This window comes from Alkalibacillus almallahensis (assembly GCF_011761495.1).
GTDB classification, from domain to species: Bacteria; Bacillota; Bacilli; order Bacillales; family Alkalibacillaceae; genus Alkalibacillus; species Alkalibacillus almallahensis.
Genome location: NZ_JAASRU010000007.1, coordinates 57,271 through 72,412, shown reverse-complemented (window position 1 = coordinate 72,412; position 15,142 = coordinate 57,271). Strand labels below are relative to the sequence as shown.

14 protein-coding genes and 1 riboswitch are annotated in these 15,142 nt (G+C 38.6%); of the genes, 13 read left to right on the top strand and 1 reads right to left on the bottom strand.

The annotated features are described in order from the left end of the window. Nucleotides 1-7 precede the first annotated feature (7 nt). The 8 genes from FHR85_RS07750 (at nucleotide 8) to FHR85_RS07715 (ending at nucleotide 8,175) form a co-directional block, all read left to right on the top strand. On the top strand, nucleotides 8-148 hold the full coding sequence (locus FHR85_RS07750; protein ID WP_167262234.1) for a YuzK family famiily protein: 141 nt from the start codon (nucleotides 8-10) through the stop codon (nucleotides 146-148). A 467-nt stretch (nucleotides 149-615) separates the two neighbouring features. Continuing rightward, nucleotides 616-1,401 carry a Fe-S cluster assembly ATPase SufC gene (gene sufC, locus FHR85_RS07745; protein WP_167262304.1) on the top strand — a complete coding sequence of 262 codons (786 nt, stop codon included), beginning with the start codon at nucleotides 616-618 and terminating at the stop codon, nucleotides 1,399-1,401. A 19-nt stretch (nucleotides 1,402-1,420) separates the two neighbouring features. Further along, a complete protein-coding gene (gene sufD / locus FHR85_RS07740; RefSeq protein ID WP_167262303.1) occupies nucleotides 1,421-2,728 on the top strand; it encodes a Fe-S cluster assembly protein SufD in 1,308 nt (435 codons plus the stop codon). Beyond that, nucleotides 2,728-3,951, top strand: coding sequence for a cysteine desulfurase (locus tag FHR85_RS07735; RefSeq protein ID WP_167262302.1), 1,224 nt, complete (start codon nucleotides 2,728-2,730; stop codon nucleotides 3,949-3,951). Before sufD ends, FHR85_RS07735 begins: the two co-directional genes overlap by 1 nt. Continuing rightward, nucleotides 3,941-4,390 carry a Fe-S cluster assembly sulfur transfer protein SufU gene (sufU, locus tag FHR85_RS07730; RefSeq protein ID WP_167262301.1) on the top strand — a complete coding sequence of 150 codons (450 nt, stop codon included), beginning with the start codon at nucleotides 3,941-3,943 and terminating at the stop codon, nucleotides 4,388-4,390. Before FHR85_RS07735 ends, sufU begins: the two co-directional genes overlap by 11 nt. A 44-nt stretch (nucleotides 4,391-4,434) precedes the next feature. Continuing rightward, nucleotides 4,435-5,832, top strand: a complete 1,398-nt coding sequence (gene sufB / locus FHR85_RS07725; protein WP_167262300.1) for a Fe-S cluster assembly protein SufB — start codon at nucleotides 4,435-4,437, stop codon at nucleotides 5,830-5,832. 602 nt (nucleotides 5,833-6,434) lie between these two features. Beyond that, nucleotides 6,435-7,688: an aminopeptidase gene (locus FHR85_RS07720; protein ID WP_167262299.1), complete on the top strand. Its 1,254-nt coding sequence runs from the start codon at nucleotides 6,435-6,437 to the stop codon at nucleotides 7,686-7,688. A 157-nt stretch (nucleotides 7,689-7,845) separates the two neighbouring features. Next, nucleotides 7,846-8,175 (top strand): four-helix bundle copper-binding protein, encoded by a 330-nt coding sequence (locus FHR85_RS07715; protein ID WP_167262298.1) that lies wholly within the window; start codon nucleotides 7,846-7,848, stop codon nucleotides 8,173-8,175. A 133-nt stretch (nucleotides 8,176-8,308) separates the two neighbouring features. Here FHR85_RS07715 and FHR85_RS07710 read toward each other — a convergent pair whose 3' ends face one another. Beyond that, nucleotides 8,309-9,328, bottom strand: coding sequence for an aromatic acid exporter family protein (locus FHR85_RS07710; RefSeq protein WP_167262297.1), 1,020 nt, complete (start codon nucleotides 9,326-9,328; stop codon nucleotides 8,309-8,311). Nucleotides 9,329-9,504: 176 nt separating this feature from the next. Here FHR85_RS07710 and FHR85_RS07705 point away from each other — a divergent pair, with 176 nt between their 5' ends. From FHR85_RS07705 to FHR85_RS07685, 5 genes are all read left to right on the top strand, one after another. Next, nucleotides 9,505-10,335 (top strand): sulfite exporter TauE/SafE family protein, encoded by an 831-nt coding sequence (locus FHR85_RS07705; RefSeq protein ID WP_167262296.1) that lies wholly within the window; start codon nucleotides 9,505-9,507, stop codon nucleotides 10,333-10,335. Between the two features lie 65 nt (nucleotides 10,336-10,400). Further along, nucleotides 10,401-11,774: a bifunctional metallophosphatase/5'-nucleotidase gene (locus FHR85_RS07700; protein WP_167262295.1), complete on the top strand. Its 1,374-nt coding sequence runs from the start codon at nucleotides 10,401-10,403 to the stop codon at nucleotides 11,772-11,774. Nucleotides 11,775-11,836: 62 nt separating this feature from the next. Next, the gene (locus FHR85_RS07695) at nucleotides 11,837-12,148 is read left to right on the top strand and encodes a YunC family protein (RefSeq protein ID WP_167262378.1); all 312 of its coding nucleotides are present in this window, start codon (nucleotides 11,837-11,839) and stop codon (nucleotides 12,146-12,148) included. Between the two features lie 55 nt (nucleotides 12,149-12,203). Continuing rightward, entirely contained in the window at nucleotides 12,204-12,989 is a 786-nt protein-coding gene (yunB, locus tag FHR85_RS07690) for a sporulation protein YunB (protein ID WP_243864193.1), read from the top strand. Nucleotides 12,990-13,042: 53 nt separating this feature from the next. Further along, a riboswitch (Lysine riboswitch) is annotated at nucleotides 13,043-13,211 on the top strand. Between the two features lie 131 nt (nucleotides 13,212-13,342). After that, entirely contained in the window at nucleotides 13,343-14,878 is a 1,536-nt protein-coding gene (locus tag FHR85_RS07685) for a Na+/H+ antiporter NhaC family protein (protein WP_167262294.1), read from the top strand. Nucleotides 14,879-15,142 lie beyond the last annotated feature (264 nt).

Sequence of the window (15,142 nt, the reverse complement as noted above, 5' to 3'; positions counted from 1 at the left end):
GAAAGCGATGCAACAGTCACACGGAATAGGTTATGAAGAGTACAGCCGTAAATTAGAAAACCAACTGGCTGTGGAACGTCGTCGCGAACAAGAATATCAACAATCACAGAAAATGATATCTGATGTGGATCGCATGATTCACCGCTAAAATATTAATTAAAGTAAGATTGAAATAACAAAATAACCCTTTAGTGCACCCCACCTTACATAAATTGAAGGTGGGGTTTTTTGTTTTTAGTTAAATATTAGCGCAAGTTTTAAGTTGATTAAGCAATTAGTTGTTGAATTGTGAGAAGCGAAGGTGGCGACTCCTGCGGGAATAGCACGAGCCTCGAGACCCCGCAGGCCACGCCTTTTGGCCGAGGAGGCTCGAGTCGTGCCCGCGGAAAGCGTCCACCGATAGCGGATCACAATATCAACAACGGAAATTGAGAAGATAATTATCACAATAGCTATACGTTTAAAAAGTATGTGTTTTTTATTATAATGATAGAGTGAGTGTTTATATGGTTATTCTATATCTGAGAGTTGATAATAATTTAGAAATGTTATAAACTAACAATGAGAATAAATTGAGAATGACCAGACTCGAAATAATGAACTGGAGGTATTCAAATGGCAGGATCAACTTTAGAAATCAAAGATCTTCACGTTGAAATTGAGGGTGAAGAAATTTTAAAAGGTGTAAACCTTACTATTAAAGGCGGCGAATTCCACGCGGTCATGGGACCAAACGGAACAGGTAAATCAACACTAGCAAGTGCAGTTATGGGACACCCTAAATACGAAATCACAAAAGGTGAAATTTATTTAGATGGTGAAGACGTACTAGAAATGGAAGTAGACGAACGTGCACAAGCTGGTCTATTCTTAGCAATGCAATACCCAAGTGAAATCAGTGGTGTCACAACATCTGACTTCTTGCGTTCTTCAATTAATTCTCAGCGCGAAGAAGGCGATGAAATTCCACTTATGCAGTTCATTAAAGAAATGGACAGTAAGTTAGATACATTAGAAATAGATAAAAACATGGCACAACGTTACCTTAACGAAGGCTTCTCAGGTGGTGAGAAGAAGCGTAACGAAATCTTACAATTAATGATGTTACAACCAGCGATTGCAATCTTAGATGAGATTGACTCAGGTCTAGACATCGACGCACTTAAAGTTGTTTCAAAAGGAATCAACGAAATGCGTAGCGAAAACTTTGGTTGCTTAATCATTACTCACTACCAGCGTCTACTTGATTACATTACGCCAGACCATGTACACGTTATGATGCAAGGTCGTATTGTAAAATCAGGTGGCCCAGAGCTAGCTCACCGTCTAGAATCTGAAGGTTACGACTGGATTAAAGAAGAACTAGGCATCGATGACGAAACAGTTGGCCAAGAAGCGTAATACGATAGGAGGGTAACGAATGGCAGTCGATACACAATTACCTTATGACAAGGAATATGTAGCTAATTATTCTGGTAAACGTAATGAACCAGACTGGTTTAAAGATATAAGACAAAAAGCAGTAGATTTGGCAGATGACTTACCAATGCCAAACCCTGAAAAAACACGTATTAAAAACTGGAATTTCACAGATTTTGAACATGATGTTTCAGGCGCTGATATTAAAAGTTTCGATGAACTTCCAGAAAAAATTCGTGTATTATTAGGTGATCATGTTGAAGAACGTAATCTGATTGTTGTTCGTAATAACAACATCGCTTATGCGAAATTATCAGATGAGTTAAAAGAAAAAGGCGTTATCTTCGAAGACATTTTCACAGCCATGCACGAACATGGTGATTTAGTACAGAAATACTTCATGCAAGATGGTGTTTCGGTTGATGAAAATAAATTAACAGCTCGCCATGCAGCACTCATGAACAGTGGTATCTTCTTATACGTACCAAAGAATGTTGAGATTGAAGAACCAATTCAAGTCATATTCTGGCAAGAAGATGATCACGCAGCTTTATTTAATCACGTATTACTTGTTGCTGATCAGCATAGCCAAGTGACATACGTTGAAAACTATGTGTCTAATAATGATGAAACAGAAACCGTTGCAAATATTGTAAGTGAAGTATTTGCATTAGACGGCGCTAAAGTTTCTTATGGCGCAGTTGATAACTTTGCTCAAGGAACCACATCATATGTTAACCGTCGCGGTCATGTTGAACGTGATGCAACATTAGAGTGGGCATTAGGCCAAATGAATGATGGTCACACACTATCAGAGAACGTGACTAACTTAGTCGGTGATAATTCATTATCACACGCTAAAGCGGTTAGTGTAGGACGTGGCAATCAAAAACAAGACTTCACAGCAAATATTCGCCACTGGGGCCAAGCTTCAGAAGGCTATATCTTACAACATGGTGTTATGAAAGATAACTCAGCATCAATCTTTAATGGTATTGGTAAAGTTGAAAATGGCGCGACGAAAGCAAACGCTGAACAAGAATCACGTGTACTCATGCTTTCAGAAGGCTCACGGGGTGATGCAAACCCAATTCTTTTAATCGATGAAGATGATGTAACAGCTGGTCACGCAGCGTCAGTAGGTCGTGTTGATCCAATTCAACTATTCTACTTGATGAGTCGTGGTATTAGTCAACAAGAAGCTGAACGTCTCGTCATTCATGGTTTCTTAGCACCTGTTGTGCGTGAGATTCCGATTGAAACCGTTCAATCACAATTGCGTGAAGTGATCGAAGGGAAAGTATACTAATGGCGATTTTAGATCATGTTCGTCGTGATTTTCCGATTCTAGATCAACACGTCAATGATCATCCACTCGTTTATTTAGACAGTGCTGCAACATCTCAAAAGCCGCAGCAAGTGATTGACGCAGTAGACAATTATTACAAACAATACAACTCAAACGTTCACCGTGGTGTGCATACGTTAGGTTCTTATGCAACTGATGGTTATGAAGGTGCACGTAAGAAAGTAAAAGACTTTATCAACGCACCTTCTACTAAAGAAGTCATATTCACTCGCGGAACGACAACAGCACTTAACACCGTGGCTTACAGCTATGCTCGTGCTAATTTATCAGAAGGTGATGAAATTCTGTTAACTAAAATGGAACATCACAGTAATTTGATCCCATGGCAACAAGCTGCTAAGGCAACAGGTGCAACATTAACTTATCTACCTTTACAAGAAGATGGAACCATCTTATTATCTGATGTTGAATCCATGATTTCGGATAAGACAAAAATTGTTGCGATGGCGCATGTATCAAACGTATTAGGGACAATCAACCCGATTAAAGAAGTGACAGAAATAGCTCACCGTTATGATGCAGTCACAGTTGTTGATGGTGCTCAAAGTGTTCCTCATATGCGAGTCGATGTGCAAGATTTAGATGTTGACTTCTACGCTTTCAGTGCTCATAAAATGGTCGGCCCAACAGGAGTTGGCGTATTGTATGGTAAGCAGTCCTTATTGAATGATATGGAACCAGTTGAATTTGGTGGAGAGATGATCGACTTTGTAAACTTATACGATTCAACTTGGAAAGAGTTGCCGTGGAAGTTTGAAGGAGGAACACCAATCATTGCTGGTGCGATTGGATTAGGGGCAGCAATTGATTACTTAGAATCAGTTGGAATGTCACAAATTGAAAAGCATGAGCATGAACTGGTACAATATGCATTAGAACAGATGAATACTATTGACGGAATCACGATTTATGGACCTCAGGAGCGTGCAGGACTTGTCACATTCAATTTAGACGATGTCCATCCGCATGACTTAGCTACAGCGCTGGATTCAATTGGTGTAGCTGTAAGAGCTGGTCACCATTGTGCACAGCCACTAATGAAAGAATTGAATGTTGTGGCTACAGCACGAGCAAGTTTCTATCTGTATAATACGAAGCAAGACGTCGATGTATTTGTCGAGGGACTGAAGAAAGCGAAGGAGTTTTTCGGAGATGTCTTTTAACAATCTCGATACACTATATAGACAAGTGATTATGGATCACTATAAAAATCCACGAAACAGAGGACAAATTGAAGGTGACCACTTATCTGTTGAATTAAATAACCCGACTTGTGGTGACCGAATTGATTTACAACTTAAGATCGAAGACGGTGTTGTTCAGGATGCGAAGTTCGAAGGAGAGGGTTGTTCAATCAGCCTTTCCTCTGCTTCGATGATGACACAAGTAATTGTCGGTCAAACAGTTGAAGACGCTTTGAAAATGTCGCAAATGTTTTCAGATATGATGCTAGGTGAAGAAATGGAAGGTTATGAATTTAACCTTGATGAACTTGGAGATATTCAAGCATTGCAAGGTGTTGCAAAGTTCCCGGCGCGCATTAAATGTGCGACGTTAGCTTGGAAAGCGATGGAGCAAGGCGTTGAAAAGGAAGAATCGTAAGGGCGATTTAAGTCTTTACAAAATCTTTAAAGGAGGGTGAAAGTATGGCTAAACAAGCACCTGAAATTGGTGATTATAAGTACGGATTTCACGATAAGGACGTTTCAATTTTCCGTACAGAACGTGGCCTTACAGAAAACGTTGTGCGTGAAATTTCACGCCAAAAGGAAGAGCCGGAATGGATGTTAGAGTATCGCTTAAAAGCTTACGAACAATTTCATAAAAAGCCTATGCCTCAATGGGGCGGCGACTTAAATGAATTAGACTTTGACGAAATCACGTATTACGTTAAACCATCTGATCAAACAGAGCGCTCATGGGATGAAGTACCAGAAGAGATTAAACAAACGTTTGATCGTCTTGGTATTCCTGAAGCAGAACAGCAGTATTTAGCTGGTGTATCCGCCCAGTATGAATCTGAAGTTGTTTATCACAATATGGAAAAAGAACTCGAAGATATGGGTGTTATTTTCAAAGATACGGATACAGCGCTTAAAGAAAATGAAGAGTTATTCCGTGAATACTTCGGTAAAGTGATTCCACCGTCTGATAACAAATTCGCAGCCCTTAACTCAGCTGTATGGTCTGGTGGCTCATTCATTTATGTACCGAAGAATACGAAAGTTGAAACGCCACTACAGGCGTACTTCCGTATTAACTCAGAGAATATGGGTCAGTTTGAGCGTACGTTAATCATCGTTGATGAAGGCGCATCAGTTCACTATGTAGAAGGTTGTACAGCTCCTGTTTATACAACGAATTCACTACACAGTGCGATTGTTGAAATCTTCGTTAAGAAAGATGCGTATTGCCGTTATACAACAATCCAAAACTGGGCGAACAACGTTTATAACTTAGTTACAAAACGTGCTTCTGCTGATGCGAACGCGACAATGGAATGGGTAGACGGTAACTTAGGTTCTAAGTTAACGATGAAATATCCTTCTGTCCTTCTAAAAGGTGAAGGCGCACGTGGTAACACATTATCAATCGCGCTTGCTGGTAAAGGACAGCACCAAGATGCGGGTGCGAAAATGCACCACTTAGCACCAAATACGTCATCGACGATCGTATCGAAGTCGATTTCAAAACAAGGTGGTAAAGTAACGTATCGCGGTATTGTTCACTTCGGTAAGAAAGCAGAAGGTGCACGTTCGAATATCGAATGTGACACGCTCATTATGGATAATGAATCAACATCAGATACGATCCCATACAACGAAGTGCTAAACGAGAACATTTCTCTTGAGCACGAAGCGAAAGTATCAAAAGTATCTGAAGAGCAGTTATTCTACTTGATGAGCCGCGGTATTTCTGAAGAAGAAGCAACAGAAATGATCGTCATGGGCTTCATCGAGCCATTCACGAAAGAACTACCAATGGAATATGCCGTTGAGATGAACCGTTTGATTAAATTCGAAATGGAAGGCTCAATCGGTTAAGGTTGATATGACAGTGTTTTCGGGGCATTGTTTTCATGTTTTGGGCTGTATGCCCCCAAGATGCCCCCAAAATCACTGATTAGGTAATTTGAGTATAAATCAAGAGCATCATCTTCAATTTTTTGAGTGATGTGTAGATACGTATCTGATGTGACTTTCACGGATTTGTGACCAAGTCTTTCGGATACGTATTTTTCTTTTTCATCAGCTTCTAATAAAGGCTCTAATATATTGGCTCTAATATATTTGTTGGGGTAGATACACAATTCAGCGTGAGGGTTTATTGTCGGCCGTTGGCGTCAGGCGATCCGCTTTCGGTGGATGCTTGCCGCGGGCACGGCTCGAGCCTCCTCGGCCGAAAAACATAGCCTGCGGGGTCTCGAGACGCGTGCTGTTCCCGCAGGCGTCACCACCTACGCTCCTCACCTGACACCAACTTAGCGGTTTGATGAGACAAAAAAGCACGCAAACTCCTTATTTGTTATCCTAGTTTTATAACACTTAAAGAAATACTAAGGAGCTGTTTGTATTTTCATCATAGCATGATCAAGCATAGAGTTTTGTAGTGAAATAATGCAATTTGTTCATAGGAGAGATGTGGAATGGATAACGAAATATATGAATTTGTAGATGATTCACAGTTAAAAAAGTATGCAGAACTTGGTGTTCGTGCTGGTGTTAATCTACAAGAAAATCAGTTATTGATTATACATAGTGATATTCAAAATGCTACGTTTGCACGCCTAATCCAAACGGTAGCTTATGAGGCAGAAGCTTCAAAGGTAATAATCGATTGGACAGACGAACAGTCGACCCAAGAATTCTATTTAAATGCAACAGATTCCGCCATCGATCAATTTCCTGATTGGCAGGCAACACGATATAAGGAATGGAACGATGCAGGCGCTGCATACATCCATATTATTTCTGAAAAGTTAGGTGCGTTTAAGGATGTTTCTCCAGAAAGGATAAGCCGTTTCCAAAAAGCATCTCGTACTAAATTGAGTCATCATTATGAGAAAATTAGAGCCCATGAGGTACGTTGGTGTCTTCTAGCTGTTCCGTCCATTGAATGGGCATGTAAAGTGTTTCCCAATCTAAGTGAAGAAGAAGCTGTCCGTTCGTTATGGAAGTTAATTTTAATAGGGTCTCGAGCAGATGGGGAAACTCCCATGGAAGATTGGATGAGTCACAATAGAGCCTTAGAGTCTCGGATAAAAAAACTAAACGAGAATCAATTTGAAGCGCTGCATTTTACCAATAGCCTTGGAACTGATTTATTAGTTGGTCTACCTGAAAATCATCTTTATATCGGAGGAAATGTCATGGATCAAAATGGAATACCTTTCTTTCCGAACATTCCTACAGAAGAAATATTTACTGCACCTCATAAAAATAAGGTGAATGGCAAATTAGTTGGTACTAAGCCCCTTATCTATGAGGGAAATGTTATAGATAACTTTTATTTAATTTTTAAAGATGGACGGATTACAGATTATTATGCCGAGAAGGGACATGAAGTGTTACAAACGATCATCGAAACAGATGAAGGTTCACATTATCTTGGTGAAATTGCCTTGGTTTCTAATCAATCTCCTTTGGCTCAAACAGATACTCTTTTTTACAATACCTTATTTGATGAAAATACGTCCTGTCATATTGGTATTGGGAATGCATCCCCATCTACTATTCAAAATGGTATGAATCAATCTGAGGAAGAGTTGAAAGCATCTGGACTAAACACGTCACTTTTGTTAGTGAATGTAACATTTGGTACAGAAGATATGAAGGTAGTGGGCACTAAAGAAGACGGATCTGAAGACTTGCTAATGAAGGATGGCGATTTTCGATTCTAAACAGAAAAGGTAATTTTCTGGAGGAGTTCGTTTGTCATCATGCTTCTTAGTAAATAGAGATTAATTAAGTTTAATTGGATAAATAATCATAAAACCTGTTTAAATGTCCAAACATAGGGTTATATACATGATAACTAGATCTGTAGGAGGTTTTATGATGAGTCATGAGAAGTATGCAAGTGTGATTGATGCTTTACATGAGTGTATGGAAGCGTGTAACCATTGTTTCACATCCTGTTTACAGGAAGATCATGTGCAAGATATGGCGAGATGTATTCGCTTAGACCGTGAATGTGCAGACATTTGTGCTTATTTTGAACAAGCATTGACACGCGATACACCATTTGTGAATGAGATTGCTCGACTATGTGCGAAGATTTGTCGTGAATGTGGTGATGAATGTGCTAAACATAAGCATGATCACTGCCAGAGATGTGCTGAAGCTTGCCATAAATGTGCAGATGAATGTGAGAAATTAGCTGCATAACCAGTTCATAGCACTTCGAATCATCCAATAATTTATGAAGAATAATATTCAAACAAACATTACCCCCTATATCATAAACTGACATAGGGGGTGACGTTTGTTCATAACAATTTCAATCAATTAGATAAAAGAGCTATTTCAATTTTGGTTTTTGACTATAATAATTTTCGACTAAATAAAAAATTGATACTAATTCATACAAGGCGATGATTTCAGCAGGGAAGGTTGTTGTATAATCTTCCTTATGCTCACTGAGCTCATCACTATCTTTCCAATATAAGGCCATCAATTGTTTCACTTTTTTCCGGTGAGTTTCTAAGTCAAAATACGTATTTTCTTTCATGGAATAAGCGAGTTCTTGAACCGATTCTAGGATCATATCACTTTCTTCTTCTGGTAAATCTAACTGGGTCAAGGGTGTATTCAATATATTATCCATGTGATAAATCATGAGCTTAATCCTAATCAGTTGTCGTTCTACCAGTTTTAATTCATCTCGTTCATCTGTTGTTAAGGGATGGTATTTCGCTTCATCCTTTTGATACTCAATTAATGACTCGATATTTTGTACTTCTTCTGTTAAACCATCCAATGTTAGCTGACAGTGATATTGATCAATATGATTGATTAAATAGCGATGAAAAATCTGTTCAACAGCACTTCCAGTTTGTTCAGCTACTTTATTTAGCCTTTGTTTAATATTACTGGAGTAGTCGGGTGGTAATATAAATAAGTTGATTAGTGTTGAAACAACCAACCCGATAGTGGTCGTCCCTAAACGGATAAAGAATGACATAATGACATTGGCGTGTATTACATCGATCATGGCAACAGATGTTAATGTCGCAACGAGTAATCCTGAATATAATTTTAAGCGATATGTTGTTACAATAGTAAAAACGGCAGCCAAAGCATATGTTAACGGTGAATGTCCGAATAAGGTGATAAATAACACCGCATAAAAAGAACCCACTGCAGATGCCGGAAAACGGACAAAACCTTTTTTAATTGATTGAGATACGGTTGGCTCGATGGTTACGATTGCCGTGATTACTGCAAAAACAGGGGGCCAGCCGAGATAATCACAAATTAACGCCGTTATAAATATAGCTAGTCCTGTTTTAATCACACGACTGCCAACGAATTTCTTCATAACGTCCACTCCTATATGTTGTCTATCACTATTCTTTCAATTCTTCTAGACATTTGCAAGGGGCTTTATAAGAAAGGAGCACAAATAAGGGTTTCACAACAATAGTACTCATCAATCCTTATAAAATTATGCTATGATAGAACCGTATGTGGAAATTTTAAGATGGGATGATGATAATGGTATTAACCATCATGTTTATCATTGGTTTGTTAAGTGCATTTGTAGGCAGTATCGCTGGTTTAGGCGGTGGTGTCATATTTGTGCCTGTATTATTATTTTTAGCTACCTTCTCTGATGCCTTTTCTTGGGTAACACCACAAAATGTTGTCGCGATGTCGTTAATTGTGATGATTTTTACGGGTCTTTCTTCAACATTAACTTTTTTAAAACGTCAACGTGTTGATGTGTTTAGTGGCTCGTTATTTTTAAGTGGCAGTATCCCGGGTGCTTTAACAGGCGTTTATGTGAATCAATTTGTAGCAGTCGATACATTTCAGTTATATTTTGGACTATTAATGCTTCTCGTAACAGCGATGTTTTTTGTAAAAAAGATGCTTATTAAGGAAAGTCATCCACCTAAAGTGAAAGATGGGCGACTTCGAGTGGTTCGTACATTTGAATTATCAGGTCACGCCACAACTTATTCTTATAATGCTGTTTTAGGTATTTTTATTGCCTTTTTTGTAGGGATGATGTCTGGTTTATTTGGCGTTGGTGGGGGTTCCTTAATGGTTCCGGCGATGATTTTATTATTTGGTTTTCCAGCTCATATTGCAGCGCCAACGTCTATGTTTATGATCTTTTTCTCAAGTTTCACATCTTCAGTTGCTCATATATCTGCAGGGCATGTCATGTGGCTATACACACTCATGAGTATACCAGGATCATGGTTAGGTGGTTATTTAGGAGCTGTTGTGAATCAACGATTGAACGGTCAAACAATTGAATGGATATTACGCATGATCATGATTATAATCGGCATAAGATTAATTATTCAATCTATATAAGAAAAGCGAGTTAGTGTTAAACTATATATATCAGTAACCTTGGTAGATGAAGGAGACGTCACTGTATGCAAGAACAGATTCATATATATTTCACGAGTGATTTGCATAGTTATTTTGATAATTGGCCGAACATCATGGCTGGTATTAAAAAATATCGGGGTATTCATGAGTTAGAAGGTGAAACGAGTTTATTACTTGATAATGGTGACCATTTAGACCGTGTACATCCCATTACGGAGGCGACGCTGGGTCAATCAAATGTTTCATTGCTAAGTGAAGCAGGCTATGATGTCGTTACATTTGGAAATAATGAAGGCATCACATTATCTAATGATCGTTTATATTATTTGTATGATGATGCTTCATTTGCAGTGGCCTGTGCTAATGTGCACCCTCAAAATCGGGAAGCACCTGAGTGGTTAAAACCCTATCAAATCATCAATTCAAAGCAAGGTGCTAAAGTTGGCATACTGGGCGTGACAGCTCCATTTCGTAAGTTCTATGAATTATTAGGTTGGTCAGTCGATGACCCTAAAATGATTTTAGAGCATTACATACCTGAGCTACGTCATCAATGTGACATAGTGGTTGTTTTATCCCATTTAGGTTTATATGAAGATGAAAAAATGGCTGAGCAATATCCGATCGATGTTATTATTGGAGGTCATACTCACCATTTAATTGATCAAGGTAGAGTTGAACACGGAACGATCATTAATGCTGTAGGTAAGCAAGGTTATCACTACGGCTATATTAATATAGCTTTTGATCATCAAATGGGACAGGTGACTTCTTTAGCCGGGGAAGCCATACCGATTTCAGATACTCAAGATGAGGATACCATACAACAAATTCAGGCATGGAATGATCAAGCGCATCAATATTTAGATCAGGTCGTGACATCCCTTTCTGAGCCATTTCCGATTGATTGGTTCCAGTCAACGAAGCTTATGGAAAGATTCGTTGAAGAATTAAGAAACTGGACGAATGCAGATGTCGCAGCACTTAACTCAGGTGTTTTATTATCTGGCTTTGAATCAGGACCTGTTACGAAAAAGCATATTCATGAAAGCTGCCCACATCCGATGAATCCATGTAAAATGACATTAACGGGACAGGAATTAATAGAAACGGTAAGATTATTTGAATCTGATCGTTTTAAGAATCATGAACTTAAGGGCCTAGGCTTCCGCGGTGAAATCTTAGGGAAGATGGTCTACTCTCAAGTTACCTTGCACTATAGAGCGGATGGTCAGTTGCTAGAAACGATTAGTATAGCGGGAGAACGTGTTGATCCTGACAAAAAATACACACTAGCAACAGCTGACACATTCTCATTTCCATGGCTTATTCCATCGATTTCAGAAGTGGATGACAAACAATATTATATGCCAGAGTTTTTGCGTGATGTCTTAACCAAGTGTCTGTCTAATGTATAAAAGTTAGACAGACACTTATTTTTGTTTCAAGACATATTGTATACAAAAGGAGGTCGATGGCATTGATTCATGTGGAACCGATTTGGATTGATGATCAACCTTTTACGTATACACATGTGGCTCTGCCAAAAACTAATTTACTGATTATATCGAATGATATTGGATATATCATGTGCGGAGCATTAGATATTGACTTGTTTAACGATTATTTAAAAGATCGGGAAATTATTGCGGCAAGGGCAGTGGGTGTTCGTACTGTTGATGCATTAATTCATGCCCCATTACAAAAGGTAACGACTTCAGCTCAGGAGAAATATGGGTGGTATGAAGGCATGATTGGGAAGCACGCCTTATTATCATTAAGCTCTTCATAAAGGAAGCACATTCCCTCTAACTTTTGTGCATAAATTAATTAGAGGGGGTGGTGGCTTGCGTCGAATCAGAGGTATACGACGATCGAAGAGAAAACCGAAGACATTCGGGCAAATATTCATGATGACCGTTGTGGTGTTCATTATAGCAACCCTCTTATCTGTATGGTTAATTAATCGAGGAATCGAACCCACTTTGATTGAAATGGCAGAAACTAAGACGAATCAATTTGCGCGAGAAGCTATTAATGAAGCGGTAAGCCGCCGTATTGTCGATGACTTGGAAGCTGATGAGATATTAGATATTGAAACAGATGAAGAAGGAAATATTGTATCAATGAATTGGAACAGTGTTGTCATTAATCGAGTCCTACGTAATACAACATTTCGAGTTCAAAATTTCTTGAAAAGAATTGAACGCGGTGAAATAACGCCTGAAGAGTCTCTGGATTTTGATTTAGAGCATGATGTTGTTTTAGAAGAAGATACAGTAGAAGACCACCGTGCTATTGTACGCATTCCGATTGGTCAAGCAACGAATAATGCGTTATTGGCCAACTTAGGGCCACAAGTACCAGTGAATTTTCGGATCATTGGTGACGTACAATCCGATGTAGAGCGAAGAGTAACAGAATACGGGATTAATAATGCGTTGATTGAATTAGATATTTTTATTCAAGCTAATGTTCAAGTCGTTATTCCGTTTGCGACTAAGACGACAACGGTCGAAACGCATGTCCCAGTTTCAATTGGAGTCATACAAGGAGAGGTACCGGAATTTTACAATCAAGGTGGTGGAAATTCACCGGATATTTCGATTCCATATAGGGATTTACAAGAATAAATGAGCGTGGTATAGTAATTTTTGTGCGAAATTGAATATATGACCTTATCAATCGATGAGGTAGAGGTGCATTGAGCATCAGTAACACGTGGGAGGATGACAACAATGACCATGTGTGAAAGGGTTGAATGCCGAAGTACTTAGAGTGTCAGACTTTAAGTATTGGTGTATTTTTGAATAAGAAATACACTCTCGTACAAGAGACGGGGAGCTACTGATCGAGAAATAACCGACTTCTAAAAGTAATGGTAGATTTCTCTATCATTACTTTTTTTATGATGTATAACATTAACATGCTACTGTGTTAAATCATAGAACGGCATTCTCGAATTCATTTTTTAAGGAGGATTATCATGGAAGAGACGTTTTGGTCATTGCTTCCACCTTTTATCATGATTTTACTCGTGCTTGTAACAAGAAGAGTCTTGTTATCACTTGGCGCTGGTATTATTGTGGGTGCGCTCATGGTGGAAAGTTATGACATATTAGCAACATTAGAACGAATTTGGTTTTCATTCCAGAATTTATTTTACGCTGAAGGTGCTTGGGATATCTGGAGTGTACAGCTCATCATCTTTTTATTACTATTAGGTATCTTAATCGCATTCTTAACAGCTACTGGAGGTGCCCAGGCATTCGGTCAGTGGGCCGTTAATCGAGTGAAAACGCGTAAAGGCTCACAGTATACGACTGGATTATTAGGTGTAGCCATTTTTATTGATGATTATTTTAATAGTTTAACGATTGGTCAAGTTTCCCGTCCTATTACAGATCGTCAGAACGTTTCGCGCGCGAAGTTAGCTTATTTAATCGATTCAACGTCAGCCCCTGTTACGGTATTAACACCGATTTCAAGTTGGGGAGCTTATATTATCGGAATTATTGCAACGATCATTTCAACACATGAGTTAACCGAATTATCAGCTTTAACGACGTTTGTCCAAATGATTCCGTATAACTTTTATGCGATTGCAGCAGTCTTGCTTGTCTTTTTAGCTATTTTCTTTAAACTTGAAATTGGCCCAATGAAAAAACATGAGCAACGTGCAGAAGCATCTGGAACATTAATCGACCCAGAGAATCCTGATGTACCAGGGGATTTAAAAGGTGGCGTGAAAGAAAATGGGCATGGACGTGTTTATCACCTACTGTTACCATTGTTAGTTCTATTGGTGACAACCATTACCATGATGATGATTACAGGTATTCGAGGAAGTGAAGATGGGGTAACGCTGGTTTCAATCTTCGCAAATACTGATGTAAATTTATCGCTTGTATTAGGTGGGACGCTTGCTGTCGTCTTATCGATGATTTTATATGCCGTGCAGCCGGGTGAGAAAACGAATTTCTTCGTTGTTACATGGGAAGGCATTAAGGCGATGCTTCCAGCTGTCTATATTTTAATTTTAGCTTGGATGATTGTTGCGATTATTGAAGCTATTGGAACAGACGATTACTTAGTAGGAATCGTTGAAGAAGCAAGCCTAAATGCAGCATATTTACCAGTCATGATTTTCTTAATAGCTGGAGTTACTGCATTTGCGACAGGAACCTCATGGGGTACCTTTGGTTTAATGTTACCAATTGCAGGCTCAATGGCTGTTGAATTAGATCCGACACTATTAGTCCCAGCATTATCAGCCGTTCTAGCTGGTTCAGTCTTTGGAGACCATTGCTCACCAATTTCTGATACGTCAGTTCTGTCATCAACTGGTGCCGGCTCGAATCACATTGATCACATTGTGACACAAATTCCGTATGCCTTAATTGCTGCAACATCAACAATTTTTGGTTATTTGGCATTTGCTTTAACTAGTTCAGTGATCATTGGTTTAGTGGTAACGATTGCGATTTTAATTGGCATTGTTTTATTGCTAAAAACTAAATAAGGCACTTGTAACTCAGGCTGTTTGACTTCATAAACAGCCTGAGTTTTTTTGACATTAACTTACATACTTCAAAGCATCAAAGTTTTTTTATAAATCATATTGTCAAAACATTTAGATATTTGGTATGATTGTATACGTTGTTGCTCACTTAATGATTGAATTTTGTGACTTTTTTGCTAAGACTAATGAAACTTTTTCAAAAAGTCTTGAAAAAAAGTTGTCAAAAAATTATAATAAAACAAAATAATCAATATATTTAAGTGA

What these genes read in the sequence shown, in the direction of transcription:
- FHR85_RS07710 (WP_167262297.1), bottom strand. Translation starts at nt 9,328, where the DNA reads ATGAAGAAATTCGTTGGCAGTCGTGTGATTAAAACAGGACTAGCTATA.
- FHR85_RS07700 (WP_167262295.1), top strand. Translation starts at nt 10,401, where the DNA reads ATGCAAGAACAGATTCATATATATTTCACGAGTGATTTGCATAGTTAT.
- sufD (WP_167262303.1), top strand. Translation starts at nt 1,421, where the DNA reads ATGGCAGTCGATACACAATTACCTTATGACAAGGAATATGTAGCTAAT.
- FHR85_RS07685 (WP_167262294.1), top strand. Translation starts at nt 13,343, where the DNA reads ATGGAAGAGACGTTTTGGTCATTGCTTCCACCTTTTATCATGATTTTA.
- FHR85_RS07750 (WP_167262234.1), top strand. Translation starts at nt 8, where the DNA reads ATGCAACAGTCACACGGAATAGGTTATGAAGAGTACAGCCGTAAATTA.
- FHR85_RS07705 (WP_167262296.1), top strand. Translation starts at nt 9,505, where the DNA reads ATGGTATTAACCATCATGTTTATCATTGGTTTGTTAAGTGCATTTGTA.
- FHR85_RS07720 (WP_167262299.1), top strand. Translation starts at nt 6,435, where the DNA reads ATGGATAACGAAATATATGAATTTGTAGATGATTCACAGTTAAAAAAG.
- FHR85_RS07735 (WP_167262302.1), top strand. Translation starts at nt 2,728, where the DNA reads ATGGCGATTTTAGATCATGTTCGTCGTGATTTTCCGATTCTAGATCAA.
- sufB (WP_167262300.1), top strand. Translation starts at nt 4,435, where the DNA reads ATGGCTAAACAAGCACCTGAAATTGGTGATTATAAGTACGGATTTCAC.
- FHR85_RS07715 (WP_167262298.1), top strand. Translation starts at nt 7,846, where the DNA reads ATGAGTCATGAGAAGTATGCAAGTGTGATTGATGCTTTACATGAGTGT.
- sufC (WP_167262304.1), top strand. Translation starts at nt 616, where the DNA reads ATGGCAGGATCAACTTTAGAAATCAAAGATCTTCACGTTGAAATTGAG.
- sufU (WP_167262301.1), top strand. Translation starts at nt 3,941, where the DNA reads ATGTCTTTTAACAATCTCGATACACTATATAGACAAGTGATTATGGAT.